Source organism: Neisseria weaveri (assembly GCF_900638685.1).
Taxonomy (GTDB): Bacteria; Pseudomonadota; Gammaproteobacteria; order Burkholderiales; family Neisseriaceae; genus Neisseria; species Neisseria weaveri.
The window spans coordinates 1,490,558-1,515,198 of the sequence record NZ_LR134533.1; the positions used below are offsets into that span (position 1 = coordinate 1,490,558).

Annotated in this window: 18 protein-coding genes; 8 read left to right on the forward strand and 10 right to left on the reverse strand. The window is 50.5% G+C overall.

From position 1 onward, the window contains the following. Positions 1 to 63 precede the first annotated feature (63 nt). Together dnaA and dnaN are read left to right on the forward strand one after the other, a co-directional pair. Entirely contained in the window at positions 64 to 1,686 is a 1,623-nt protein-coding gene (gene dnaA / locus EL309_RS07280) for a chromosomal replication initiator protein DnaA (protein WP_004283942.1), read from the forward strand. 20 nt (positions 1,687 to 1,706) lie between these two features. After that, positions 1,707 to 2,810: a DNA polymerase III subunit beta gene (gene dnaN / locus EL309_RS07285; protein WP_004283941.1), complete on the forward strand. Its 1,104-nt coding sequence runs from the start codon at positions 1,707 to 1,709 to the stop codon at positions 2,808 to 2,810. 231 nt (positions 2,811 to 3,041) lie between these two features. Here dnaN and EL309_RS07290 read toward each other — a convergent pair whose 3' ends face one another. The 5 genes from EL309_RS07290 to EL309_RS07310 all read right to left on the reverse strand — a co-directional run bounded on the left by EL309_RS07290 (position 3,042) and on the right by EL309_RS07310 (position 8,894). Continuing rightward, positions 3,042 to 4,787: an alkaline phosphatase D family protein gene (locus EL309_RS07290; RefSeq protein WP_004283940.1), complete on the reverse strand. Its 1,746-nt coding sequence runs from the start codon at positions 4,785 to 4,787 to the stop codon at positions 3,042 to 3,044. Between the two features lie 306 nt (positions 4,788 to 5,093). Beyond that, the gene (locus EL309_RS07295) at positions 5,094 to 6,098 is read right to left on the reverse strand and encodes a quinone-dependent dihydroorotate dehydrogenase (protein ID WP_036494878.1); all 1,005 of its coding nucleotides are present in this window, start codon (positions 6,096 to 6,098) and stop codon (positions 5,094 to 5,096) included. An 81-nt stretch (positions 6,099 to 6,179) separates the two neighbouring features. Beyond that, positions 6,180 to 7,157 carry a S49 family peptidase gene (locus EL309_RS07300; protein WP_004283937.1) on the reverse strand — a complete coding sequence of 326 codons (978 nt, stop codon included), beginning with the start codon at positions 7,155 to 7,157 and terminating at the stop codon, positions 6,180 to 6,182. 73 nt (positions 7,158 to 7,230) lie between these two features. Then, on the reverse strand, positions 7,231 to 7,881 hold the full coding sequence (locus EL309_RS07305) for an HAD-IA family hydrolase (protein WP_004283936.1): 651 nt from the start codon (positions 7,879 to 7,881) through the stop codon (positions 7,231 to 7,233). Then, the gene (locus EL309_RS07310; RefSeq protein ID WP_004283935.1) at positions 7,878 to 8,894 is read right to left on the reverse strand and encodes an RluA family pseudouridine synthase; all 1,017 of its coding nucleotides are present in this window, start codon (positions 8,892 to 8,894) and stop codon (positions 7,878 to 7,880) included. Before EL309_RS07310 ends, EL309_RS07305 begins: the two co-directional genes overlap by 4 nt. A 514-nt stretch (positions 8,895 to 9,408) precedes the next feature. On the opposite strand from EL309_RS07310, the gene EL309_RS07315 reads away from it, so the two are divergent. Together EL309_RS07315 and EL309_RS07320 are read left to right on the forward strand one after the other, a co-directional pair. Then, on the forward strand, positions 9,409 to 12,228 hold the full coding sequence (locus tag EL309_RS07315; RefSeq protein WP_443678124.1) for an Rne/Rng family ribonuclease: 2,820 nt from the start codon (positions 9,409 to 9,411) through the stop codon (positions 12,226 to 12,228). A gap of 228 nt (positions 12,229 to 12,456) precedes the next feature. Next, complete coding sequence (locus EL309_RS07320; protein ID WP_004283932.1) at positions 12,457 to 12,945, forward strand: disulfide bond formation protein B; 489 nt, start codon at positions 12,457 to 12,459, stop codon at positions 12,943 to 12,945. A 178-nt stretch (positions 12,946 to 13,123) separates the two neighbouring features. Here the strand turns inward: EL309_RS07320 and EL309_RS07325 are convergent, their stop codons facing one another. From EL309_RS07325 to metF, 4 genes are all read right to left on the reverse strand, one after another. Continuing rightward, on the reverse strand, positions 13,124 to 13,918 hold the full coding sequence (locus EL309_RS07325; RefSeq protein ID WP_004283930.1) for an ABC transporter ATP-binding protein: 795 nt from the start codon (positions 13,916 to 13,918) through the stop codon (positions 13,124 to 13,126). Further along, complete coding sequence (locus EL309_RS07330) at positions 13,915 to 14,820, reverse strand: ABC transporter permease (protein ID WP_004283928.1); 906 nt, start codon at positions 14,818 to 14,820, stop codon at positions 13,915 to 13,917. The genes EL309_RS07325 and EL309_RS07330 overlap by 4 nt, the downstream gene beginning before the upstream one ends. Positions 14,821 to 14,956: 136 nt before the next feature. Next, positions 14,957 to 15,979 carry an ABC transporter substrate-binding protein gene (locus tag EL309_RS07335; protein ID WP_004283927.1) on the reverse strand — a complete coding sequence of 341 codons (1,023 nt, stop codon included), beginning with the start codon at positions 15,977 to 15,979 and terminating at the stop codon, positions 14,957 to 14,959. A 438-nt stretch (positions 15,980 to 16,417) separates the two neighbouring features. Then, positions 16,418 to 17,257, reverse strand: a complete 840-nt coding sequence (gene metF / locus EL309_RS07340; RefSeq protein WP_004283926.1) for a methylenetetrahydrofolate reductase [NAD(P)H] — start codon at positions 17,255 to 17,257, stop codon at positions 16,418 to 16,420. A 314-nt stretch (positions 17,258 to 17,571) separates the two neighbouring features. On the opposite strand from metF, the gene ubiB reads away from it, so the two are divergent. From ubiB to EL309_RS07360, 4 genes are all read left to right on the forward strand, one after another. After that, positions 17,572 to 19,083: a ubiquinone biosynthesis regulatory protein kinase UbiB gene (gene ubiB / locus EL309_RS07345; protein ID WP_036494924.1), complete on the forward strand. Its 1,512-nt coding sequence runs from the start codon at positions 17,572 to 17,574 to the stop codon at positions 19,081 to 19,083. A gap of 53 nt (positions 19,084 to 19,136) precedes the next feature. After that, complete coding sequence (locus tag EL309_RS07350; RefSeq protein WP_040669813.1) at positions 19,137 to 21,305, forward strand: primosomal protein N'; 2,169 nt, start codon at positions 19,137 to 19,139, stop codon at positions 21,303 to 21,305. 54 nt (positions 21,306 to 21,359) lie between these two features. Further along, positions 21,360 to 22,106 carry a hypothetical protein gene (locus tag EL309_RS07355; RefSeq protein ID WP_004286193.1) on the forward strand — a complete coding sequence of 249 codons (747 nt, stop codon included), beginning with the start codon at positions 21,360 to 21,362 and terminating at the stop codon, positions 22,104 to 22,106. Between the two features lie 162 nt (positions 22,107 to 22,268). Further along, a complete protein-coding gene (locus tag EL309_RS07360) occupies positions 22,269 to 23,237 on the forward strand; it encodes an MBL fold metallo-hydrolase (protein WP_231987926.1) in 969 nt (322 codons plus the stop codon). A gap of 39 nt (positions 23,238 to 23,276) precedes the next feature. Here the strand turns inward: EL309_RS07360 and EL309_RS07365 are convergent, their stop codons facing one another. Beyond that, complete coding sequence (locus tag EL309_RS07365) at positions 23,277 to 24,608, reverse strand: capsule biosynthesis protein (RefSeq protein WP_004283920.1); 1,332 nt, start codon at positions 24,606 to 24,608, stop codon at positions 23,277 to 23,279. Positions 24,609 to 24,641 lie beyond the last annotated feature (33 nt).

Here is a 24,641-nt window from a genome sequence, read left to right on the forward strand (position 1 = left end):
ACCGTCTCGAGGCTATGTTCAAATCCAAACCATCTTTTAAAAATATATCGAGCTAGCGATTCCATGACCCTTGCTGAATTTTGGCCCCTGTGCCTGCGCAGACTTTCCGATACTTTGACACAGCAGCAGTTTAAAAACTGGATTGCTCCGCTTACTGTTGGAGAAGAAAACGGTATTTGGGTGATTTACGCCAAAAATCAGTTTGCCTGCAATATGGTGAAAAATCAGTTTGCTAATGCGATTGAATCGGTAAAAGGTGAGTTGGCTGCCGGCCATGTGCCGTTGGTATTTAAAATCGGTGTCGGTAAGGTATTCGAGATGGCCGCCGAATCTGCTGCCGAAAAGTCTTCGGGGGGCGTTCATACTCGGCCTGAAGATGGGGGCGGGTCTGTTGGGATTGCAAAAACGGTTGATCCTGCATCGGTTCCGGAAAGCAAGCCTGAATCCGCTTCTGCGAAAGATAAAGATCAAACAGAGGCTGCGGAAGTGGTGCGGGTAGTTGATCAGCCGTTATCGGGTAACAAGAAAACTGTTCAAGATATCTTGGCAAAACATTTGAATAAACTGCCTCCGGAGATTCAGAATAAGAATAGGCCGTCTGAAAATAAGACGGCCTCAAAGCCGCAGGCTGAAGCGGCTGAAGAAAAGAAGGAGCAGCGTTACCAACAAACCAACCTTGCTCCCGACTATACCTTTGAAACTTTGGTTGAAGGTAAAGGCAACCACTTGGCTGCCGCTGCGGCTAAGTCGATTGCGGAGAAGCCCGGGCAGAATTACAACCCGTTTTTCTTATATGGCAGTACCGGTTTGGGTAAAACGCATTTGGTGCAAGCCATCGGTAACGAATTGTTGAAAAACAAGCCCAATGCAAAAGTGAGATACATGCATTCGGATGACTATATCCGCAGCTTTATGAATGCGGTGCGCACGAATTCCTATGATGTATTCAAACAGCAGTATAAACAGTACGATTTGCTGATTATTGACGATATTCAGTTTATCAAAGGCAAAGACCGTACTATGGAAGAGTTTTTCTATCTGTATAACCACTTCCATAATGAAAAAAAACAGTTGATTTTGACTTGCGATGTGTTGCCTACCAAGATCGAAGACATGGACGACCGTTTGAAGTCGCGTTTTTCTTGGGGTTTGACTTTGGAGCTGGAGCCGCCGGAACTGGAAATGCGGGTGGCGATTTTGCAGAAGAAAGCCGAAGCAGCCGGCGTCAACCTCAACGAAGATGCCGCTTTCTTTATTGCCAACCTGATTCGTTCGAATGTGCGCGAATTGGAAGGTGCGTTTAACCGGGTCAGTGCCAGCAGCCGCTTTTTAGGCAAAGAGATTGATATAGATTTGGCAAGAAATTCTTTGCAGGATATTGTTGCAAACTCATATAAAGTGATTACCGCAGATTTGATTATTGATGCGACGGCCAAATATTACCGGGTAAAAATCAGTGATATACTCGGCAAAAAGCGTACGCGTAACATTGCGCGTCCCCGTCAAGTGGCCATGAGCCTGACCAAAGAATTGACCAATTTGAGTCTGCCGTCCATCGGCGATGCCTTCGGCGGGCGAGACCATACGACCATCATGCACGGTATTAAGGCGGTTGCCAAGTTGCGTGAAGAAGATCCGGAGCTGGCTCAGGATTACGAGAAATTGTTGATTATTATCCAGAATTAATTTATTCCTAAGGAATCAATATGTTGATTTTACAAGCAGAACGGGATGCTTTACTGAAACCTTTGCAGGCCGTTACCGGTATTGTCGAGCGCCGTCATACGCTGCCGATTTTATCCAATGTTTTGATTGAGAGCGTACACGGACAAACCAATATTTTGGCTACCGACTTGGAAATCCAAATCAACACGCACGGTCCGGCAACCGATAGCGAAAATTTCCGTATCACGACCAATGCCAAGAAGCTGCAAGATATTTTGCGTGCCCTGCCCGACGGTATGCCGGTTTCTTTGGATTGGGCGCAAAACCGTTTGACGCTGAAGGCAGGTAAATCCCGTTTTGCCTTGCAAACGCTGCCGGCGGAAGATTTTCCGCTGATGAGTGTGGGTGAAGAAGTGAGCGTAGCATTTTCTTTGCCGCAAGAGGCATTCAAGCATATGCTGTCTCAAGTCCAATACAGCATGGCGGTTCAGGATATCCGTTATTATTTGAACGGTTTGCTGATGCAGGCGGAAGGCAATCAATTGCGTTTGGTGGCAACGGACGGACACCGTTTGGCTGTTTCTTGTGCAACGATTGATGCGGAGCTGCCTAAGGCCGAAGTGATTTTGCCGCGTAAAACCGTGTTGGAACTGTTTAAGCTGCTGAACCATCCGAGTGAGCCTGTAACGGTTGAATTATTGGATAACCAAGTGCGTTTCCGCTGCAACGACATTGTTGTCGTGAGTAAGGTGGTAGACGGTAAATTCCCCGATTTCAACCGCGTGATTCCTTTGGATAACGATAAGATTTTCTTGGTGAACCGTACCCAATTGTTGGGTGCGTTGGAGCGTGCGGCAATTTTGGCAAACGAAAAATTCCGCGGTGCGCGCTTGCATATCCGCCCGGGTTTGTTGAGCGTGGTGTGCAGTAACAATGAGCAGGAAGAGGCGCGTGAGGAGCTGGAAATCGCTTATCAAGGAGCGGAATTGGAAGTCGGCTTCAATATCGGTTATTTGATGGATGTGTTGAGAAACGTACACGTTGAGGATATGCAGTTGGCTTTCGGTGATGCTAACCGTTCGACCCTGTTTACGATTCCGAATAATCCCGATTTCAAATATATCGTGATGCCGATGCGCATTTGACACAGAAACGGCAAGCAGTATTACAAACGGCATTGTTTGGCGGCAATGCCGTTTTTGTATGGTTTTGTCTGTTTTGACGGGAAAAGCGGATTAGGCAATAGAAAAGGCCGTCTGAAATTTTTGCTGATTTTTCAGACGGCCTTTGGGAACCGGCATTCTTATTTATCCTGTTTGTGCTGTCGGATAAGATATTGGAATGTAACTGTCGGTTATGGTTGCCGTGGGCTTGGACTAGCGTTTCAGCGAGTCAATGGCCAATAGATGGTTGGTAAACGTGTCTTTTGTTTCGCAACGCCAGCTTGCCCATAGTTTGCGGCCGTTCGGGTTGCTATCCAGCTCCAATGCCAGCCAGTTGCGTGCAGGCATGATGTAGCGGTTTGACCCGGGAAACAGCATCATTTCCGCTTCTAAATGAATATCGAGTTTTTGTTTTTTCTTTGCCAGAGTATTCAGCATTTGGCAAAACAGCCGTTCCATCACCGATACCAGCGAAGGGTGGACGATAGCGCTGGAGGTGAGTTGCTGTATTTGGGTGGTGCAGTCGCAGTTGCTCAAATCGGTGCGGTTGACTACGCCCCAAGCGGCAACGTGCACGTCGCCGGACAGTACGGTAACGCGCAGCTGTTTGTCTTGTGCTGTTTTAAACAGGTTTTCAATCAAACGTTTACGCTCGCCTTCGTGGTCGTCGTTGGTCCAATGGTCTTTTAGGTCGTCGGCACTGCTGTCGAGTACGTGATCATAGCCGAGATTGTCCATTAGGATTTCGGCTAAAGATAATTTGGGGTGCATCACCGGAACGGACGATACAAACAGCAGGTGGCGGTCGTTCGGGTAGGCGGGGATTTCTGAAGACAGCCATTTCTGCATGGCTTTCCAGGTAGAAGGCCCCATAATTTGGCGGTGGGAGCGCTCGGTGCGTAAGTCGGACACCAATAGGCTGACCGGTCCGATGTTGTGACCGAATGAGAATCCGGGTTGGTTGTCGAATAGCGGCAGAGCCAATTTGTCGGATTTCAGTACGTCTGACCATTTGATCGGCTCGAAAATCGGGTCGTCGATTTGCATATTGAGATCGCTGCGCAATTTCAATTCGGGCAATTGGTCGGCGGCCTGTTGCATTTGGAAAGTCCAGAATGCGCGCCGTGCGTGGTAAAACAGGCGTTGGAATAAAGGGCTGCGCTGCATTTCCGGACTGTGCGAACCCCAGCCGTCGAAGATATCGTGGTCGTCCCACATCATGATGGTGGGAATGCGTGCCATGCCGTGAGCGGAATCTAAGGTTTTTTTGTTCGAACCCCATGGGGCATGGTTGCTTGGCAGCCAGCGGTTGAGATAGAAGTCGATATAGTAGTCTTCGATTTTCTTTTCCAAGGCCGCGCTGACGGTGTATTTCAATTGTTCTTTACGGGGGAGGCCGATCCATTTTTTCAGCAGTTTGATGTCTTCCCAAATCGGATCGAAGTAAATTTGGTCGCCACCCATCACCATTAGGTGAAAGCGTTGCAAGCCTTTATTGTGGGTGTGGGTTTCGTGCCAAAGCTGCTCTTTATCCAGACGGTAGTCTTTCGGACGGACGGTTTTATCGTGGTTGCAGAGTAAATCTTCCCAGACGGCATTTTCTCCTTTGATCAGCTTGCGGATGCCGTTGGCATCGGAGAAGCCGTTGCATGATAAGTAAACCATACGCGGTGCGTCACCGCGGGCGGGTACGGTGAAATGCCATGCTTCGTCAATCCCGGCGATACGGTATTCTGCTTTGCGTTCTTCTTTTTGCTGTTTGCAGGATAAGTCGTAGCGTAGAAAGGCTTTGCCGCGGTGTTCCAATAAAATAGTGGGGGCGGATGTGGCTTTGCCGTCTAGGGTGATGATTGGAAATGGGGCATGGCTGTCAACGGCAATCAGGGCGGTGACTTTCCAGATGCCTTTTTCCGCGCCGCCGCGAAACGATAAAACCGGGCCGAGATAGAGTTTGGTCATGTTGATTCCCTTGTAGAGTAAGTGTTAGCTGTTTTTTAGAGAGGCCGTCTGAAAAATAAGGTATGGAAAAGGCTGCTGGTTGCCGAAAGCGGTTTATGTAGTGGTTTCCTGTTGTATCTATTTATAAATATTACTATTTTTTCAGGAAAGCTTATCTGATACAGGTTAAATAACAAACGGTTGCCGTTATGAGGGTCGGTTCATTCGGGCGGCATTTAATCTGTTTTTCGGGGAGTGTGCTGATTTTTCATATAAAAGGCCGTCTGAAAAAACAGACGGCCTTCCGGGTTGCTTTAAGGGAATGAACTAACGGCAGGTAGACAGACAATCGCGTACCAGTTGCGGGCCGGCGTAAATCAGGCCGCTGTATATTTGTACGGCGGTAGCACCCAATCTGAGCTTGAGTGCCGCATCTTCGCCATTCATAATGCCGCCGACGCCGATAATAGGCAGCTTGCCGTCAATGTGTTGTGCCAGTTGCTGCAAAACACGGTTGCTGGCTTGGCGTACCGGCAGTCCGCTTAGGCCGCCTTGTTCGTTTGCCAAAGGATGTTGGCCTAAAGAGGATTTGTCGATGGTGGTGTTGGTGGCGATGATGCCGTCCATTTCGGTTTGGATGACGACATGGGCGATATCGGCGATTTGTTGGTCGTCCAAATCGGGGGCGATTTTCACGGCCAAAGGCACATAACGGCCGTGTGCGGCGGCCAAGTGCGCCTGTTTGTTTTTTAATGCGGTCAGTAGGGCGCTTAATTCGTCTCCGCCTTGCAGGGCGCGCAGGTTTTTGGTGTTGGGCGAAGAAATGTTAACAGTAATGTAGCTGGCGTGGGGGTAAGCTTTTTCCAGGCAGATAAGATAGTCGTCGGCGGCATTTTCAATCGGGGTTACGGCGTTTTTGCCGATGTTGATGCCGAGAATGCCGCTGTATTTGCTGGCCCGGATATTGCGGATCATGGCATCGATGCCGTGGTTGTTGAAGCCCATGCGGTTGATGATGCCTTGATGTTCGGGAACACGGAACAACCGCGGTTGGGGATTGCCGCTCTGCGGTTTGGGCGTGATGGTGCCGACTTCGATAAAGCCGAAGCCGAGTGAAGCCAGGGCGTCGATGTATTCGCCGTTTTTATCCAAGCCTGCGGCCAAGCCGACGGGATTGGGTAAGTCCAAGCCCATCAGTCGGGTCGGCCGGGTTTGGTTGGATACGTTGGGAGCAAAGCCGAGTTTGTGTGCGGTTTTCAGGCTGTTCAAGGCCAGATGGTGCGATTTTTCGGCGTCCATTTTGAACAGTAGCGAGCGGGCAAGTGAATACATGGCAGTTCTTTAATCGGTTGGGTTGAAAGAAAGGGAAAGAGGCCGTCTGAAAAAATCATTGATTTTCAGACGGCCTTACGATTACCAGATTTTATGGCTTTGCTCTTGGAAAACGCTGATCATGGCACTGCCTATGCGGCGGGTCAGGGTGCTGAACAGGTCTTCTTCCGGCGAATAGTTGATGAGTTCGGGCGCTTGGAATTCGTCGCGGGCAATGCTGTAAATATTGCCGTAGCCGTCAATCAGGCCGACTTCTTTGGCTTCTTTGCCGGTATAGATGCGGCCGCTGAAGATGTCGGGATTTTTCTTCTCGTCGATGGCTTTACCGCGGCCGGTTTTAACGGCGGTGATGAAGTTGTTGTGGATGTCTTGCAGCATTTTGTTCCAAATGGCGGTTTGTTCGGGGGTTTCCGGAGAGAACGGGTCGCCCATGCCTTTGTTGCTGCCTGCAATTTTCAGACGGCGTTTTACACCGAGCTTGTCCATCAGTCCGGTAACGTCGAAGCCGCCGCCGATAACGCCGATACTGCCGACAATGCTGGAAGGATCGGCATAGATTTTATCGGCTGCCGAAGCGATGTAGTAGCAGCCGGAAGCGCAGACATCTTCGGTAACGACATATAAAGGAGTATCGGGGTGCTGCTGTTTTAAAGTGCGGATTTCTTCAAATAGGATATTGGAAACCACAGGTGAGCCGCCCGGGCTGTCGGCGCGGAGAATAATGCCTTTTACGTCGGGATTTTCATAGGCGGTGGTCAGGCTTTCGCGCAGGGTGGCGATTTGGTCTTCGTAGGGATTGCCGCCGATTTCGCCTTTGAGGTTAATCACGGCGGTGTGTTCGCCGTGCGGAATGTGTGCGTCGTTGCGGCCAGTTAGCGATACGAGGAACAGTAGAAACAGCACAACCCAAACGATACGCCAAAAATTGCGCCAACGGCGACGGCTGCGCTGCTCTTTATAGGATTCCAGCAGGGCTTCGCGCAGGGTGTCGCGTTCCCAGCTGTCGGGCGGGGTGCTTTGGGAAGGATTGTGTTGCGGTTGGGCGGAATGGTCTTGCATGATTTGTCTGTCTCTGTTCGGATGGGGCGGAGGCCGTCTGAAAAAAACGGCGGTTTGTTATCTTACCGTGATTTTACAGGCTTGCCAAAAAGTCGGGTAATTCGGACAGGCGGTTTAACAGGGTAAGGTAAGGGGACTGTTGCAATTGGGCGGCGGTGTGTGCGCCGGTCGTGATGCCGATGCCGCGTGTTTTGGCATTGGCCGCCATATCCAAATCGAAAGTGGTGTCGCCGATGACAACTGTTTCCGCTGCCGGTAGGCCGAGTTCGTCGCACAGTTTGAATACCATGTCGGGTGCAGGCTTGGACGGACATTCGCTGGCACAGGTGGTGGCCAGCCAAAAATCGGCGGTGTCGGTTTGCCGGATGGCTTGATCCAATCCGGTACGGCCTTTTCCGGTGGCAACGGCCAGCCAGTAACCTTGCTGTTTCAGCTCGTTCAGGCAGGGTAAGGCGTCGGGAAACAGCCGCATATGGTGGTTGTTCGGGTTGAGATAATGACCGCTGTACGCGGCAATCAGCTCGGTGTGTGTCCGGTAGTCCGCTTCGGGTGCGAGAATCTGCATGATTTGCGGCAGGCTGTAACCGATCAGGCGGCGTATGTCGTCTGCCTCGGGAGCTTGCAGACCGCAATGGCGGAAACTCAACTGCATGGTTTCGATAATCGGGTTGGTGGTATCGGCCAATGTGCCGTCCCAATCGAAAATGACGAGTTTGGGTTTCATGGGCGTTCCTTTTCAGACGGCCTTGCGGCAGTAGCGGTGTTTTGGTGTTCCAATATCACGATAAACTGCTGCAATTCTTGTGGCAACGGTGCTTTGAGTACCAACGGTTCGTTGCTTAACGGATGGTTTAAATGCAGCTCGGCGGCGTGCAGAAACATGCGCTTCAGCCCCAACTTTTGCAGGTGTTTGTTGGCTTGGTAATCGCCGTAACGTTCGTCGCCTGCAATCGGGCAGTTTTGCGACTGCATATGCACTCGGATTTGGTGCGTACGCCCGGTTTTCAATGTGGCTTCGACAAAAGTCAGGTGCGACAAGCCGACTTGATGGAGCAGGCCCTCTGAAAAACGGTTGATTACGCGGAAGATGGTGTGGGCGCTTTGCCCGTCTTCGCTGACCCGAACCATTTTCTCGCCTTGTGCGCCCGTGTATTTCAAGAGCGGCAGTCTGACGTTTATTTTATTGCCGTCCAGTTTGCCGACGCCGACGGCCAGATAGATTTTTTTCGGATGGTCGTTGCGTATCGCTTCGTGTAATTTCACCAATGCGCTGCGTTTTTTGGCAATCATCAGTAAGCCGCTGGTGTCTTTATCCAAACGGTGGACCAGTTCCAAATATTTGGCTTGCGGTCTGGCACGGCGGACTTGTTCGATAACGCCGAAGCTGACGCCGCTGCCGCCGTGTACCGCCGTACCTGACGGCTTATTGATAACCAGCATGGCATCGTCTTCATAGACGATTTCAAATTCGCGCGCCGGTGCAGCCTGTTTTTCAGACGGCCTCTCTTTTTCGGCAATGCGGATAGGCGGAATGCGCACTTCGTCTCCGGCTTCGATACGGCTGTCGGCTTTGCAGCGTTTTTTGTTCACGCGCACTTCGCCTGCGCGGATAATCCTTTGGATATGGCTTTTCGGCACGCCTTTCAGGATTTTTATCAGATAGTTGTCCAAACGCTGCCCGGCCTCGTTTTCAGAGATACGGATATGGTTGACTAAGTCTTTGCTAATTGTTGTCATTTTATCTATAATCCGTTTACTGTTTCAGATGTGCGGCAAACGGTAAAAAAAGGCCGTCTGAAAACAGATGCGGCGATGTGCCGCAAATTATTGTGAATCGAATATTTTATATTAAAAACGCACTCCATAAAGCATTTCCTTTATCCGCCTCCAAGCCGGGCGGGTAGAGACGTAGTTAAGTTTAACCTTTTCCGACAGGTACGCCGGCAGGTGTAAGACGCAGCTATTTTGCGCAACCGGCGGCTGTTTAAACTGTCGGACAGCAATGAAGAAGATGACGGCTCAAATTTATTGTTCCGCGCAGTCAGGGATAACAACAAATCAAGCGCGGAATATTCAGGTGCATAGCCCTGTTTGATAATGCGGAATTGGCGTTCCGGCAGGCTGTGCCCGCTGCTCTTTACTGCCTTCTCGTTCAGATAATGCCCCGCGCCGTTTCAGACGGCCTGTCTGCCGGCGGCTTATAAGCTTAAAAACTGATTACCTGCCTCGTGAGTGCGTAAGCGAGGTTGTTATGAAACGAATGTTATTCAATGCCACGCAGGCAGAAGAACTGCGCGTGGCAATTGTCGACGGCCAGACCCTTTTGGATCTGGACATCGAAACGCTGGGCAAAGAACAGCGTAAAGGCAATATCTATAAAGGTGTGATTACCCGCATCGAACCGTCGCTGGAAGCGTGCTTCGTCGATTACGGCACCGACCGCCACGGTTTTCTTCCTTTCAAAGAAGTTTCCCGTTCCTATTTCCAAGACTACGAAGGCGGCCGCGCCCGCATCCAAGACGTGCTGAAAGAAGGCATGCAGGTGATTGTGCAGGTGGAAAAAGACGAGCGCGGCAATAAAGGCGCAGCGCTGACTACTTTCATCAGCTTGGCCGGCCGTTATCTGGTTTTGATGCCGAACAATCCGCGCGGCGGCGGCGTATCGCGCCGTATCGAAGGCGAAGATCGTCAAGAGCTGAAAGCGGCTATGGCGGAATTGGACGTGCCGCGCGGCATGAGTTTGATTGCGCGAACCGCGGGTATCGGCCGCAGCGTGGAAGAACTGCAATGGGACTTCAATTATCTGCAGCAACTGTGGCAGGCCATTGAAGAAGCCGGCAGGGCGCACAACGAGCCTTACCTGCTGTTTATGGAAAGCTCGCTGCTGATTCGCGCCATCCGCGACTATTTCCGCCCCGACATCGGTGAAATCTTGGTTGATAACCCGGACGTTCATGCACAAGTATCCGAGTTTATGTCTTATGTCATGCCGAATAATGCAGGCCGTCTGAAACTCTACGAAGACCATACGCCGTTGTTCTCACGCTTCCAAATCGAACACCAAATCGAAAGCGCGTTTGCACGCAGCGTCAGCCTGCCTTCAGGCGGTGCGATTGTGATCGACCACACCGAGGCGCTGGTGTCTATCGACGTTAACTCCGCCCGTGCGACACGCGGCGCCGACATCGAAGAAACGGCTTTCAAGACCAATATGGAAGCGGCTGAAGAAGTTGCCCGCCAAATGCGTTTGCGCGATTTGGGCGGCTTGGTGGTGATCGATTTTATCGATATGGAAAACCCAAAGCATCAACGCGATGTGGAAAACGTCTTGCGCGATGCCCTCAAAAAAGACCGCGCCCGCGTGCAAATGGGCAAATTGAGTCGCTTCGGACTGCTGGAGCTTTCCCGCCAGCGCCTGAAACCCGCATTGGGCGAAAGCAGCCATATCGCCTGCCCGCGCTGTGCCGGTACCGGCGTTATCCGCAGTATCGAATCCACTGCCCTGCATGTGCTGCGCATCATTCAGGAAGAAGCCATGAAAGACAATACCGGCGAAGTGCACGCGCAAGTGCCGGTTGATGTGGCCACGTTCCTGCTTAACGAAAAACGTGCCGAACTGTTCGGATTGGAAGAACGCTTGGATGTGTCGGTGTTCCTGATTCCGAATATTCATTTGGAAAATCCGCATTACGAAATCACCCGGGTGCGCGTCGATGATGTCGATGAAGATGCCGCACCGAGTTACAAACGGGTGGCCGAGCCGGAAGCAGATGAAAGTGCCAAACCCTTCGGCGGAGAAAAAGCCAAAGCCGCTTATCAAGAGCCTGCCGTAAAAGGCGTGAAGCATACCCAACCTGCACCGATTGTAGAAAAAACTCCGGAAAAAACTTCTTTGTGGGGTAGCTTGAAATCTTGGTTCGGTAAATTATTTGCTTCGTCTGACAGCGATGAAAAACGCGAAGAAAATGCAAAAAACGAGAAGCGCGGAGCCCAGCAGCAAAGACAGGGCAACCGTCGTCCGAACCAGCGCCGCCAACATCAGCGCCGCAACCACAAACATCATGATACCGAGCAGGATACGGATGTTCAGGTGGAGCATGTAAAAACTGCGGTTAAAGAACCGGCCAAAGAACCGCAGCGTGAGACCAGAAACCACAACCGCCGCAACCAAAACGAGCAAGCCCAACGCAGCGCACGTCCACAAGTTGAAGCAGTGGATGCGCCGGTAGAGGCAAAACAGGAAAAAGGCAATAACCGCCGCCGACGCAATAACCGCAGTCGTGATCAGCAGGCTGCGGAAGAGATGGCTTCTGTAAATGCGGTTGATTTTGCGCAAGCGGAAGTTGTTGAAGCCGAAGCACCGGTCGTGTCGGAAACGCCGAAAGGTGGTCGTGAGCATGAAAACAAAGGGAACCGCCGCCGCAACGATGCAAATCGAAATCAGCGCGACCGCAGAAGCAACAGCAAAAAACGTTATGTGCCGTCCGCCGCTAAGATCGAACGTTATCTCAGTATTGCCGAAGCAGGAGAAAAAGTCCGCTTTGCCGTTGCCCATGTGTTCGGTGAAAGTTTGCCGTCCGAATTGGCTGTTGCTGTTCCGGTTGTAGCCGAAGCAGCTCAGCCGCAGCCGGTTTTCCAGGAATTTGTCGAAATCAAAGGCAATGATGCCGGTGAGGATGATGAAAAAGCCATGTTGGCGACGGCGATTGAAAATGCGCACAGTGCCATCGGTCACGTAATCGGCTTGCAGGTTACGCCTGAAACAGAGACTGTCGTTCATGCGGTAGAGCAGGCGACCTTACCGAAATCGGCGCCGCAAGTGGAAATGCCGGTGGAACAACAGGTTGAAGTCAAAGCACAACCGGAAGCTGTCTCTGCAGCGTCATTCGAGCATATCGATTTGGGCGGTTTGCAGTTGGTGCAGACCCGTGCGGATGCGATGGCTGAAGCGGCGGCTCAAGCCCAGCCGCAGCAGTTGCCGGGTTTGCGCCGCTCGGATATGCCTAAGCATGATGCGGCGGAAGAAGCGCCTGTGACTTTGGTTCAGGTGGAAACATCGGTAAACCGTTAACCATGCTTGGATTTTCAGACGGCCTGGATAATATGTTAGGTCATTGGCAGGAGGCCGTCTGAATTTTCGAATGCAGCCCGGTTGATTGCAATCGGGCTTTTTTTTTACAGATTTGTACTTGATCACTGATTTTGATGTAATTCGTGGTAAAGCTGAGGCAAAACCGAGTTTTAGATAAGATTTTTCTTTGGGTATTTGTCGGAAAGATAGAGTTAGAAAGGTGGGAATATGGCTTTGTTCCAAAAAATAACGTGGCTGATTGCGGCACTTTCGGCAATGGCAACGGCAAGCTCGTTTGCTTCCCAATATCTATTAGGCATGAACCCTTGCGTGTTGTGTATTCTGCAGCGACTGATGGTTATGTCGGTAGGTATTGCGGCATTGGTTGTGTTGATGTTGGCCGGCAGCATTAAAAAAAGGCTGCTGGGTGTGGCTTTGATCAGCGTACCTGCAGTTTACGGTATCGGCGTGGCTGTATATCAGCTGTGGCTGCAGTCATTGCCGCCGGGTGCGGCACCTGCATGCGGCGCACCGTGGACATTCCGCTTGCGGGATTGGCCCTTATTTGAAATTTGGGAGCCGGTGGTACGCGGTTTCGGCGACTGTGCTGTTGCAGATTATTTTTTAGGCGTACCTCTGCCGGTGTGGAGTGTATTGTATTTCTCCACGGTTTTACTGTTGGTTTGGTACGCGTTTATCCGTAGTTTGCGCAGGTAACACGAAAATTTCAGACGGCCTGGTTTTATATCTGTTAAAGTTTTTTACACGGCTCTCTATTTATTGTTGAAAGTAGTGATACTTTTAAACATTGAGGGATATAAAATACAGGTACAGTTATTGCAAAGGCCGTCTGAAAAACTTTTCAGACGGCCTCATACACATCTACCGTTTCTATTTAATCCAACAGCAAAGCATCGTCCGATACTTTTTCGCCGCGGGTTTGTTCGAATAAATTAAGTAAATCAGGCACGTCCATGCCTTTACGTTGTTCGCCGGATACGTCCAACACTACTTTGCCTTGATGCAGCATGACCGTGCGGCTGCCGTGGTCGAGGGCTTGGCGCATGGAGTGGGTTACCATCATGGCGGTGAGTTTGTTTTCTTCGATGATTTTGTCGGTCAGCTCCAGCACAAACGCGGCGGTTTTGGGGTCGAGGGCGGCGGTGTGTTCGTCGAGCAGCAGGATTTTGCTCGGCTGCAAACTGGCCATCAGCAGGCTCACGGCTTGGCGTTGGCCGCCGGAAAGCAGGCCGATGCGGTCGGTGAGGCGGTTTTCGAGGCCGAGTTTTAAAATTGCCAGTTTTTCGCGGAACAGCTCGCGGTTTTCTTTATTGAGCGCAAAACCCAAACCGCGCTTGCCACCGCGCGAATAGGCCAATGCCATGTTTTCTTCGATGCTGAGGGCTTCGCAAGTGCCGGCCAGCGGGTCTTGGAAAACGCGGGCGACCAGATGGGCGCGTTTGTGGGCGGGAAGGCGGGTCACGTCTTGGCCGTCGATGTGGATGCTGCCGCTGTCCACCATCAAATCGCCGCTGATGGCGTTGAGGAAAGTGGATTTGCCCGCGCCGTTACTGCCGATCACGGTTACAAATTCGCCGTCTTGAATATGCAGGCTCATGCCGCGCATGGCGGGGTTTTCAATCGGTGTGCCGGCGTTGAAGGTAATTTTTAAATTGTCGGCGCGCATCATGATGTCTGTTTCCTTTTAAAAGCGCGTTTCATCATCGGCAAACGCAGGGCAAGCACAACGAGGATGGCGGTGATCAGGTTCAGGTCGGTCGGGCGCACGCCCAAGCCTTGCAGAAATTGGTTGCCGAGCGCAAACGCAATCAGCAAACGGTAAACCAATGCGCCCAAAATGGCAGCTAAGGTAATGAAAATAATACGTTTGCTGCCCAACAAATTCTCGCCGATGATCACCGCCGCCAAGCCGATCACAATCGTGCCGATACCGCTGGCCAAGTCGGCGCTGCCGGTAGTTTGGGCAAAGAGTGCGCCGCCCAAGGCAATCAAGGCGTTGGAAATCGCCATGCCCAACACAATCATTTTAGAAGTAGCCACGCCTTGCGCTTTGGCCATGCGGGCGTTAACGCCGGTGGCACGCATGGCCAAGCCGGTTTTGGTGTTGAAAAACCAATCCAGCAGCAATTTGGCCAGCACGACGAAGCCTAAAATAATCAGCGGCTGCACCCAAAATTGGTTACTGTAATCTTCGGCTACAAACGGGGAAAACACGCTGGGCGCGCCAATCAGCGGAAGATTCGGCGTTCCGCCTGTAATACGCAGGTTCACCGAATACAAAGCCACCATCACCAAAATACTGGCCAGCAGCGGCAGTATTTTCAGCGAGACGTTCAACCACGCCGTAACCATACCGGCACACGCACCGGCGGCAGCACCGGCCAAACACGCCAGCCACGGGTTCATGCCCGAGCCGACGCAAACGGCAAATACCACTGCGCCCAAGGGAAAGCTGCCGTCGGCAGTCAAATCGGGAAAATCAAGAATGCGGAACGAAATCAGCACGCCCAATGCTACCAAAGCGTAAATCAGGCCGGCTTCGATACCGCCGAAAAAAGCGATCAAGCTCATAGAGGACTTCCAGGTAGGTGGTTTTTATTGATAGGGATATCAAAGGAATGAGGCCGTCTGAAAATTTAATCGGTTTTCAGACGGCCTGGATAAGCCGGCCGGATAAATCAAACCAAGCTTATCGGTTTATGTCGGCTTATTCTTGGACTTCTTTGGCTTCTTTCAGTACGTCTTCGGTCAGAGTGACACCGGTTGCCGCCGCATTTTTCTTGCTGACGAACAAATCCAAAGTTTCCATACGGGCCGAAGGAATTTCACCGGCTTTTTTGCCTTGTAAGATTTGGAAGACCACGTCGCCGGTTTTCTTGCCCATGTCGTAATAGTTCACGCCCAAAGCCGCAACCGCACCGCGTGCTACAGAGCCGGTGTCGGCAGCCACCAACGGCGTTTTCATTTCGGCGGAAGCTTTAAACATGGATTCGTAAGAAGAGACTACGTTGTTATCCAAAGAAGTATAGATTAAGTCCACTTTGCCCTGCAGGCTGCGTGCGGCAGTCAAAACGTCGGATGAGCGTTGAGCCGGAGCGGCAACCAAGCTAATGCCTTGAGGTTCAAGTTTGGCTTTGAGTTGATCCAATACCACAGTCGAATTGACTTCGCCCGGGCTGTAAACGTAACCGACGTTTTTCACGGTCGGTACGATTTTCTTCATCAGGTCGATTTGCGGATCCAGCGGTAATTCATCGGATACACCGGTAACATTGGTGTTTGACGCTTCCCAACTTGGAACCAGTTTGGCGGCCACAGGGTCGGTAACGGCGGAGTAAATAATCGGAATGGTTTTGGAAGCGGCAACCATAGATTGTGCGCTTGGTGTCGCGATGGCTACCACGACATCAGGATTGTCGCCGACAAATTTTTTGGCAATTTGCGCTGCGTTGGCGGTGCTGCCTTGCGCGCTTTGGAAATCGATGGTCAGGTTTTTGCCTTCTTCATAGCCCTTGGCTTTCAGCTCGTCGATCACGCCTTTGCGCACGGCATCCAGAGCGGGATGCTCGACAATGGCGGTAATGGCGATTTTTTTGCTTTCTTGAGTTGCGGCTGCGGCTTGGTTATCGGCAGCGGCAGGCGCTTCGGCTTTTTTCTCGGCAGGCGAACAGGCGGCCAGTAAAACGGCAGTTAGGGTGCTCAAGCTGAAAGTAGTGGCTGGGAATTTCATCTCTATCTCCTGATGTATTCTTGTTGCGGACACATATTTAAATGTGAGTTGTCTGTAATCTTATTTTAATTTTCTTAAAAAATCATCGCTCTATTTTTACTTTTCGACATCTTTCAAGCGGATTTTTATTGGGAAAGTATTATGAAATTTTTGATTTCAGGCTTTTTCGGCTAAATTAAATCGGGCTTGTAACAATAAAAAGCGTTTTTTAAATTTGAATTGTGAAAAAATGGTTATCTATCGTCTTGTAGCGGAAAAGATGGGTGCAGGCTTATTTTCAAACAGACTTTGTTATTGATATTTATACAAAATTTTATTCTATATAAAAAACGAAGAACAATATGCTTTTGCTGTGATAAATATATTTTGAGGCTGTCTGAAATTTTCAGACGGCCTCAATTAAACAGAAAGCAGCTTGTTTTGACCGGGAGGTGGCAATCAGTAGCCCAAACGTTGGCAGATGGTCGATACCAATCCTGCTTGGTTTAGGGTGTAGAAATGCAGGCTGGGTGCGCCTTCGCGCAGCAGGCGTTCGCACATTTCTGTTACTACGTCCAAAGCCAGTGCTTTAATGGCTGCGGTGTCGTCGGCATAGGATTGCAGTTTCAAGCGCAGCCAACGCGGAATTTCTGCACCGCAGGTATCGGAGAAGCGTGCCAGTTTGGAGAAGCTGGCAATCGGCATGATGCCGGGGATAATCGGAATATCGACGCCGCGCCCCTGAACATCATCGACAAAGCGGAAATAGCTGTCGGCATTGTAAAAATATTGGGTAATGGCGGAGTCGGCGCCGGCTTTGGCTTTGCGGACGAAATTATTGATGTCGTCTTCCGCGCTGCGCGCCTGCGGGTGGTATTCGGGGTAGGCGGCGACTTCGACATGGAATTGGTTGCCGTATTGGTTTTTGATCAGTTCGACCAATTCGTTGGCGTAGCGCAAGCCGCTCATGCCTGCGCCGACGCCGGAAGGAATATCGCCGCGCAGGGCCACGATATGGCGCACGCCCATTTCTTTATAGATATCCAAAAGTTCGATAATTTCAGACGGCTGCATACCGACGCAGGGCAGGTGGGGAGCGGCGGCAATGCCTTCGCTCAAAATATCCTGAATGGCTTGAAGCGTGCCTTCTTTGGTGGAGCCGCCTGCACCGGACGTGCAGGAGAAAAATTCCGGGTTGTATTGGCTCAGTTGTTTGCGCGTAATCACTTGTTTGGCCCGGCCTTCAGGCGTTCGGGTCGGGAAAAATTCGAAGCTGAGTTGTTTTTTATCGTTGGACATGGTCAGGTTCCCGATGAAAGATTTTATTGAATGGAATCTGTGCAAGGATAGGTATATAACTTATTGAAATCAAGATGAAAGGCGGATTTTATGCTTGAAAAATATAAATTTTTGCATGAATAAAATTTATATACATTGATTTTGTTTGTAAAAATCCGTCATAAAGGGAAGTGCAAACATACGGAGGCCGTCTGAAAAAACGGGCTTGGGCAGGCGGCGGCAGCCTCAGGCCGGTTGCCGTAGGCGGCACGGTATCAAAATTCATTTTATTTGCTTATAATTCCTTTTTATTTTCCACAAGCGTATATCCCGTCATGAAATGGCTCAAACGCAGCAAAACCATCGTTAAAACCCTGCATAATTACGGCTTGGCGGACTTGGTCACGCCGTTGGTGCGCCGTGATTGGTTGCGCCGTTTTTTGGAAAGGCTGCCGAAGTCGCCGACATACACGCATGAACCGCTGCCGGTACGCGTGCGCTTGGCTTTGGAAAGTTTGGGGCCGGTGTTTGTGAAATTCGGGCAGGTGTTGTCGACGCGTCCGGATCTGATTCCGCACGACTATGCGCAGGAGCTGGCCAAGCTGCAGGATAAAGTGCCGCCGTTTGACGCCGAACTGTCGCGCCGACAAATTGAAAAAGCTTTGGGTAAACCGATTCACGAGCTGTATGCCGAGTTTGACAGCGAGCCGGTGGCCAGTGCATCGGTAGCGCAGGTGCATAAAGCACGGCTGCATTCCGGAGAACGGGTTGCCGTGAAGGTGTTGCGCCCGAATATTGCGCCGGTCATCGAGCAGGATTTGGCTTTATTGCGCTTCGGTGCCGGCTGGGCGGAGCGTTTGTTTTCAGACGGCAAGCGTTTGAAACCGCGCGAAGTGGTGGACGAGTTTGACAAATACCTGCACGACGAATTGGATTTGATGCGCGAAGCCGCCAATTGCAGCCAATTGGGGCGCAATTTTAAAGACAGCGATATGCTGCTCGTGCCTAAGGTTTTTTACGATTATTGCAGCCGCGACGTATTGACCATCGAGTGGATGGACGGCACGCCGATTTCCGATATCGAAACGCTGAAAGCCAAAAATATCGATTTGAAGAAACTGGCGAATTACGGCGTAGAAATTTTCTTTACCCAAGTTTTCCGCGACGGCTTTTTCCATGCGGATATGCATCCCGGCAATATTCTGGTGGCCGACGACAACCGCTACATCGCATTGGATTTCGGTATTGTCGGCAGTCTGACCGACTACGACAAACGCTATCTGGCGATCAATTTTTTGGCGTTTTTCAACCGCGACTACCACCGCGTGGCCACTGCGCACATCGAATCGGGTTGGGTGCCGGCAGAAACACGCGCGGAGGAATTGGAGGCGGCGGTTCGCGCCGTATGCGAGCCGATTTTCAACAAGCCCCTGTCGCAGATTTCGTTCGGATTGGTTTTGATGCGCTTGTTTGAAACCAGCCGCCGTTTCAACGTGGAAATCCAGCCGCAATTGGTGCTGCTGCAAAAAACCCTGCTCAATATCGAAGGTTTGGGCAGGCAGCTTGATCCCGATTTGGATTTGTGGGCGACGGCCAAACCGTTTTTAACCAAATGGATGAACGAGCAGGTCGGCCCCAAAGCCTTGTGGAACAACATTAAAAACGAAGCACCCGATTGGGCGCAGATTCTGCCGAGTCTGCCGCGCAAACTGAATATGCTGGTTGACGAAGCGCGCCAGCAGGAAATGCGCGATGCCTATATTCATTTGGTGAAAACCCAGCAGCGGCAGAATTTGTGGCTGTGTATCATTGCGGTGGCGTTGGTATTGATTCTGCTGTTTAAATAAATCATTCGAGGCCGTCTGAAATCTTTTCAGACGGCCTCAGTTATAATACCCGCATGATCTACCACCACATCGCCCTCAACATCCCCATTTCAGACGGCCTCTTAACCTACGGCCACCCGACTGCCTTGCCCAAAGGCTGTCGGGTGGTGGTGCCGTTTCGCGGCAAGCCTGTTGTCGGTGTGGTGTGGGCGAACGGGGTAACGCCGGAGATTGACGCGGCAAAAATCCTGCCGATTCAGACGGCCTTTACCAGTGAACCGCTGTTCCCTGAAAGCTGGTGCAAGCTGCTGGAGTTTACTTCGCGCTATTACCATTATCCGCTCGGGCAGGCTGTGTTTACCGCACTACCTTTGGGTTTGAAAGAGACCAAGCCCGTCGAAACCCCGCAGCCGCCGCAGTTTTATGCTTTGAACGACGCAGGCAAAGCGCAAACCCCGCCGCCGGAGCGTTTCCATAAAAAACACGCCTTGTGGCAGGCTTTGCTTTCAGACGGCCTCAGCATGGCGGCCTTGAAACACATCCACAACCAAGCGCCGAAGCTGCTGCAAGAGTGGACGGACAACGGCTGGATACGCACCGCCCAAGCCGCCGCGCCCGTGTTGAGGCCGTCTGAACACCGATTAAACGCCGAGCAGCAGGCCGCCGCGCAAGCGATTCAGACGGCCTTCGATACCTTCAAACCCTTCCTGCTCTACGGCATCACAGGCAGCGGCAAAACCGAAGTCTATTTCGACGTGATGGCCAAAGTGCTGGCGGCGGGCAGGCAAGTGCTGTTTCTGCTGCCCGAAATCAACCTTACGCCGCAACTGCTCAAGCGCGTGGAAGCCCGTTTTGCCGACGTGCCGACCGCCGTGCTGCACAGCCAAACCGCAGCAGGCAAGCGCACGCAAGACTATCTGCGCGCCATGCTCGGGCAGGCCAAACTGATTATCGGCACGCGGCTGGCCGTGTTTACCCCGCTGCCCGATTTGGGCTTGGTAGTGGTGGATGAAGAGCACGATTCCTCGTTCAAACAAGACAACGAACTGCGCTACCAAGCCCGCGATTTGGCCGTTTGGCGCGCACGGCAAAGCAGTTGCCCCATCGTGCTCGGCAGCGCCACCCCCAGTTTGGAAAGCTGGCACAAAGCGCAAACCGGCGCGTACCAACTACTCGAACTGACCGAACGCGCCCATTCCGCCGCCCAATTGCCGCAAGTCGACATCTTAGACGTGCGCCGCCTGCCGCTCGACAACGGCTTCTCGCCCCAAGCCCTGAAACTGCTCAAAACCAACCGCGAACAAGGCGGCATGTCGCTGGTGTATCTCAACCGCCGCGGCTTCGCACCCGCCCTGTTTTGCGGCGACTGCGGCCACACCTTCGGCTGCCCGCGCTGCTCCGCCAAAATGGTGCTGCACCAACGCGCCCGCCAACTGCGCTGCCACCATTGCGATTTCAGACGGCCCGTACCCTACAAATGCCCCGAATGCGGCAACCAAGACCTCACCGCCGTCGGCCACGGCACCCAGCGCGTCGAAGAAACCCTGCGCAACTTCATCCCGCAAGCCAAAATCGCCCGCGTCGACCGCGACAGCACCGCCCACAAAAACGACTGGGCCGATTTATACCGACGCATCGCCGCCAACGACATCAACATCCTCGTCGGCACCCAAATGCTCGCCAAAGGCCACGACTTCGCACGGCTGAACCTCGTGATCGTATTAAACGCCGACGGCAGTCTGTACAGCGCCGACTTCCGCGCCCCCGAAAGACTGTTTGCCGAACTGATGCAGGTTTCCGGCCGGGCAGGGCGCGCCGAAGCCGCCGGCAAAGTGCTCATCCAAACCCAACTGCCCGAACACCCCGTATTCGCCGCCGTAAAAGCGCAAAATTACCGCATCTTCGCCGAAAACGAGCTAAACGAACGGCAAACATTCAATATGCCGCCCTTCGGTTTTCAGACGGCCATCCGCGCCGATGCCGTAAAAATCGACGAAGCCGTGCAGTTTCTCAACGACATCCAAGCCGTTACCCAAGCACTGCTACCCGAAACCGTATCCGCCTTCGGCCCCGTGCCCATGCTGATGGCGCGGCTGGCCGAACGCGAACGCGCACAAGTATTTTTAGAATCCGCCTCCCGCAAAGACCTACACCACGCCGTGAGCCTGTGGGTGCAGGTGTTGCAGCAGTACCGCGACGGCAAAGTGAGATGGTCGGTGGATATCGACCCGCAAGAGATGTGAAGAGGTTTTTAAATATTTCTGATAATTTTTAATAAGTTCAGATAGGAGAATGATATGAATGGAACAAGATGGTGGGAAAATTATTTGGTTCGTTACTTAGTGCCATCAATTTTAGGGATGGTTATTTTAATGTGGTTGGGTGAAAATTTCCCTATGTTGAAAACTTATTTATCCATATTGCCGTTTGACGGATACGATAAATTCAGCACAGCCCACTTAGTTGGATGGTTACTATTTGGAACATTATATTGCTATATTGCTTCATATCCTATCTTGGTTTTTCATGCCATTAGGATTGAATTTTTTAAAAAAAATAAAACAAATATATTAAATTTACATACCGTTTTACCTATAAGTTTATTTACAATATTTATTGTTTTATCGGTATTAATTATTTCCTCTCAAAATAATAAAAATTTCGCTTTTGGTGTAGTAGTTTGTTCGGTGTGTGTTTTTTCACTTTATCAAATTTACTATTTGTATAAAGTATCTTCTACAAGATTGGGGTTTTCTTATGCAAAAAGACTAACCCAAGTCAGAAATGGTCAAAAAGATTTTGTTGAATCATATAGGCATTTGAGAGAACACGGTAATACGGCTCTCATTATTTTGTTTGAAATTTTGTTGGCAGCTGTTCTTTATGTTGTTTTGAGTTTCGAAGTAAAACCAAATTATCCAAATTTATCTAAAAAATATATTGATTTATCTATGGTTTCTATCATTTTGTTTATATGGGTTGCACCTGCCACTTTAGTATATTTTTACGGGCAATTTTTAGAGAGGAAATTGTCTCAATTTTAATGCTAAGTACGATTTGATTTATTAGATTCCTAGAAATCTATTCGAGGCCGTTTGAAATTTCAGACGGCCTCGAATAGATTGTGTTTTTCAATGCGCCGTATTTTAAAAGTTGGATATCTGTTTGGTTTATTTGTTAATGTTTCGATAAGTATAAGGTAGAAAATGTACTCGAGATGGTTAAAATCCCAATTTTTTCTTAGTGTTTTTGCAGGCTTGGCTTCAGTGCCTGCGGCGGCTGGTGCCGAACAATGTATGCATTCGGATTTGGATGTGGTGGTGTTGGGTTCGGGCGGGCCGGAGTTGAGTGACAGGCGTGCTTCTACGGGGTATTTGGTGCGCGAAAAAGGTAAGGCGCGTTTTATTGTGGATTTCGGGGCGGGTTCGTCGCTGAATTTCGAGTATGCGGGCGGGAAGATTAAGGATTTGGAGGCTTTGCTGTTTACGCATTTTCATGTGGACCATTCCAATGATTTGCCTGCTTTGGTAAAGGCTTCGTATTTCTCCGAACGTGATCGTGATTTGCCGATTTACGGTCCGACCGGCAATCATACGATTCCGACGACGCCTGTGTTTGTGGAAAGGCATTTCGGTGAGGAAGGCGTGTATCCGTATTTGTCGGATTTTCTGACGGGTGAGGCGGCATTTAGGTTGAAGCCGGTTGCGGTCAATGCGGATAAAAGCAGACCTGAGATGTTTGAAACGAAAATCGGCGGATTTACTTTGAGAGCGGTTCCGGTGGAACACGGCTTGCTGCCGTCTTTGGGGTGGCGTATCGAGAAAAACGGCTGTTCGGTAACGGTGTCGGGCGATACCAGTAATTTGGGTAGGACTTTGGATCGGTTGGCTGTGAATACGGATATTTTTATCGCGCATAATGCGGTTCCTGAAAATGCGCGCGACAAGGTTGCGCTGAAACTGCATATGACGCCGTCTGAAATCGGGCGTATTGCTAAAGAAACTTCGAGCCGCAGTGTGGTGTTGTCGCATTTTATGCGGCGTACCGAGCATGTCCGAGATGAAACTGCTGCCGCTATCCGCCGGCATTATCAAGGCAAATTGGCGTTTGCGGAAGATTGCGATATTTATTCGCTGCAAACGGGCATGAAAACGGGAAGTTGCAAGCAGCGGTAGGATTTTTGTTTATGTGGGGCCGGAGGCCGTCTGAAAATTTTAAAAACAGTTTTCAGACGTCCTCCAATTTTTTAACTTTTTTGGCAGCGGTTTTTGTTCATGCAGCGGTTTTTGTTCATGCAGAGGTTTGTAGATGGAATGCGCTGCCGGTAAGTGAACTTTGCTGTAAAAGCTTCCGTTGATTTGCGTTACATTGATGTGATACATGCGGAAAGCGTGGAATAGTTCTTTATCGGGCGGAATAGGGTGGTTCCAAAATTCAGCCAAGCTGTTTTGTGCTGTAATGCCGGCAATATCGTAATTTGCACGGCCGATAACTTTTACCGGCATATCGTGAATTAAAGCAGAAAGTCCGCTGGTGCTGTTGAGTGTGACCATTCCAATGCCGTATCTGAGAAATACGGGCAGAGGGGTGTCGTGGACATAGAAAACCCGCCCTTTTAATTTGGGATGCGCTTTGATAAAGCGGTTGATGTCTTTGCGGTAATCGATAAAGCCCCTATCCATCGGGTGGTGTTTGACAATCAGGTTGGTATCTTCGGGCGCATGAGTGGCAAAAGACGATAAAACGTGTTCCAAGAAGCTGCGTACCGATGAAAAATCGCTGTGTACTTTAACTTGACTGTCATTCATTACCTGTAAGGGGAGAATGAAGAATTTGCCGTATTTGCCGTTTGCAACCTGTTGGGCGAATTTACGGTCTTCAAAGATATAATTGGCGCGTTTCAGCCCGGATATCGTCCATGATTTGATGTAGTAGCGTAGGCTGCTGTTGCGGTGGTGTATGTAGTGGGGGTATTTATCGCGGTTTTTTCGTGCGGCAAAATAATACAGTGCGGCACATTTGGCCATAGGTATAAATCCCCCTTTAACTGCAGGCGGTGCTTGGTATTGCCGCACACGCAGTTTGGGTAATGCTTGCCGGTAAAAATCGGCACTTCGAGGCAGGGGGGAAAAGTTGTTGACGCCGCTTTTTTCCAAAGTAATGTAAAAGGGGCGGAAATAGCCTTCTTCGAATACCCAGAAGCTCAGGTCTTTCTGTTTGGCGATTTCTTTGGCTACGATATGGTAAGGCCGGTTGTCGCCGAAACACATGACGGCTTGGATGTTGTGGGTGTCGATAAAACGGCTTAGGAATGCGGCAAATTCTTGATAAGTGTCGCGATAGGCAAAGGTATTTTTAGTATTTTCAGGGTAAAAGAATTCATCTCCGTAGTTAAAATTAATTTTAAATACGGTTTTGTGATGTTGGACAGAGAGCCATTGTGAAAAGTCGTGAAAAAAAGAACTGACAGGACCTTGCAAAAGCAAAATTCTGTTTTTGGTATGGACTAACTCTTCTAAGTAGGCGGTAGTGATCTTATTTCCCATTATTGATTGTTATGTAGTAATTTTTATATTGGG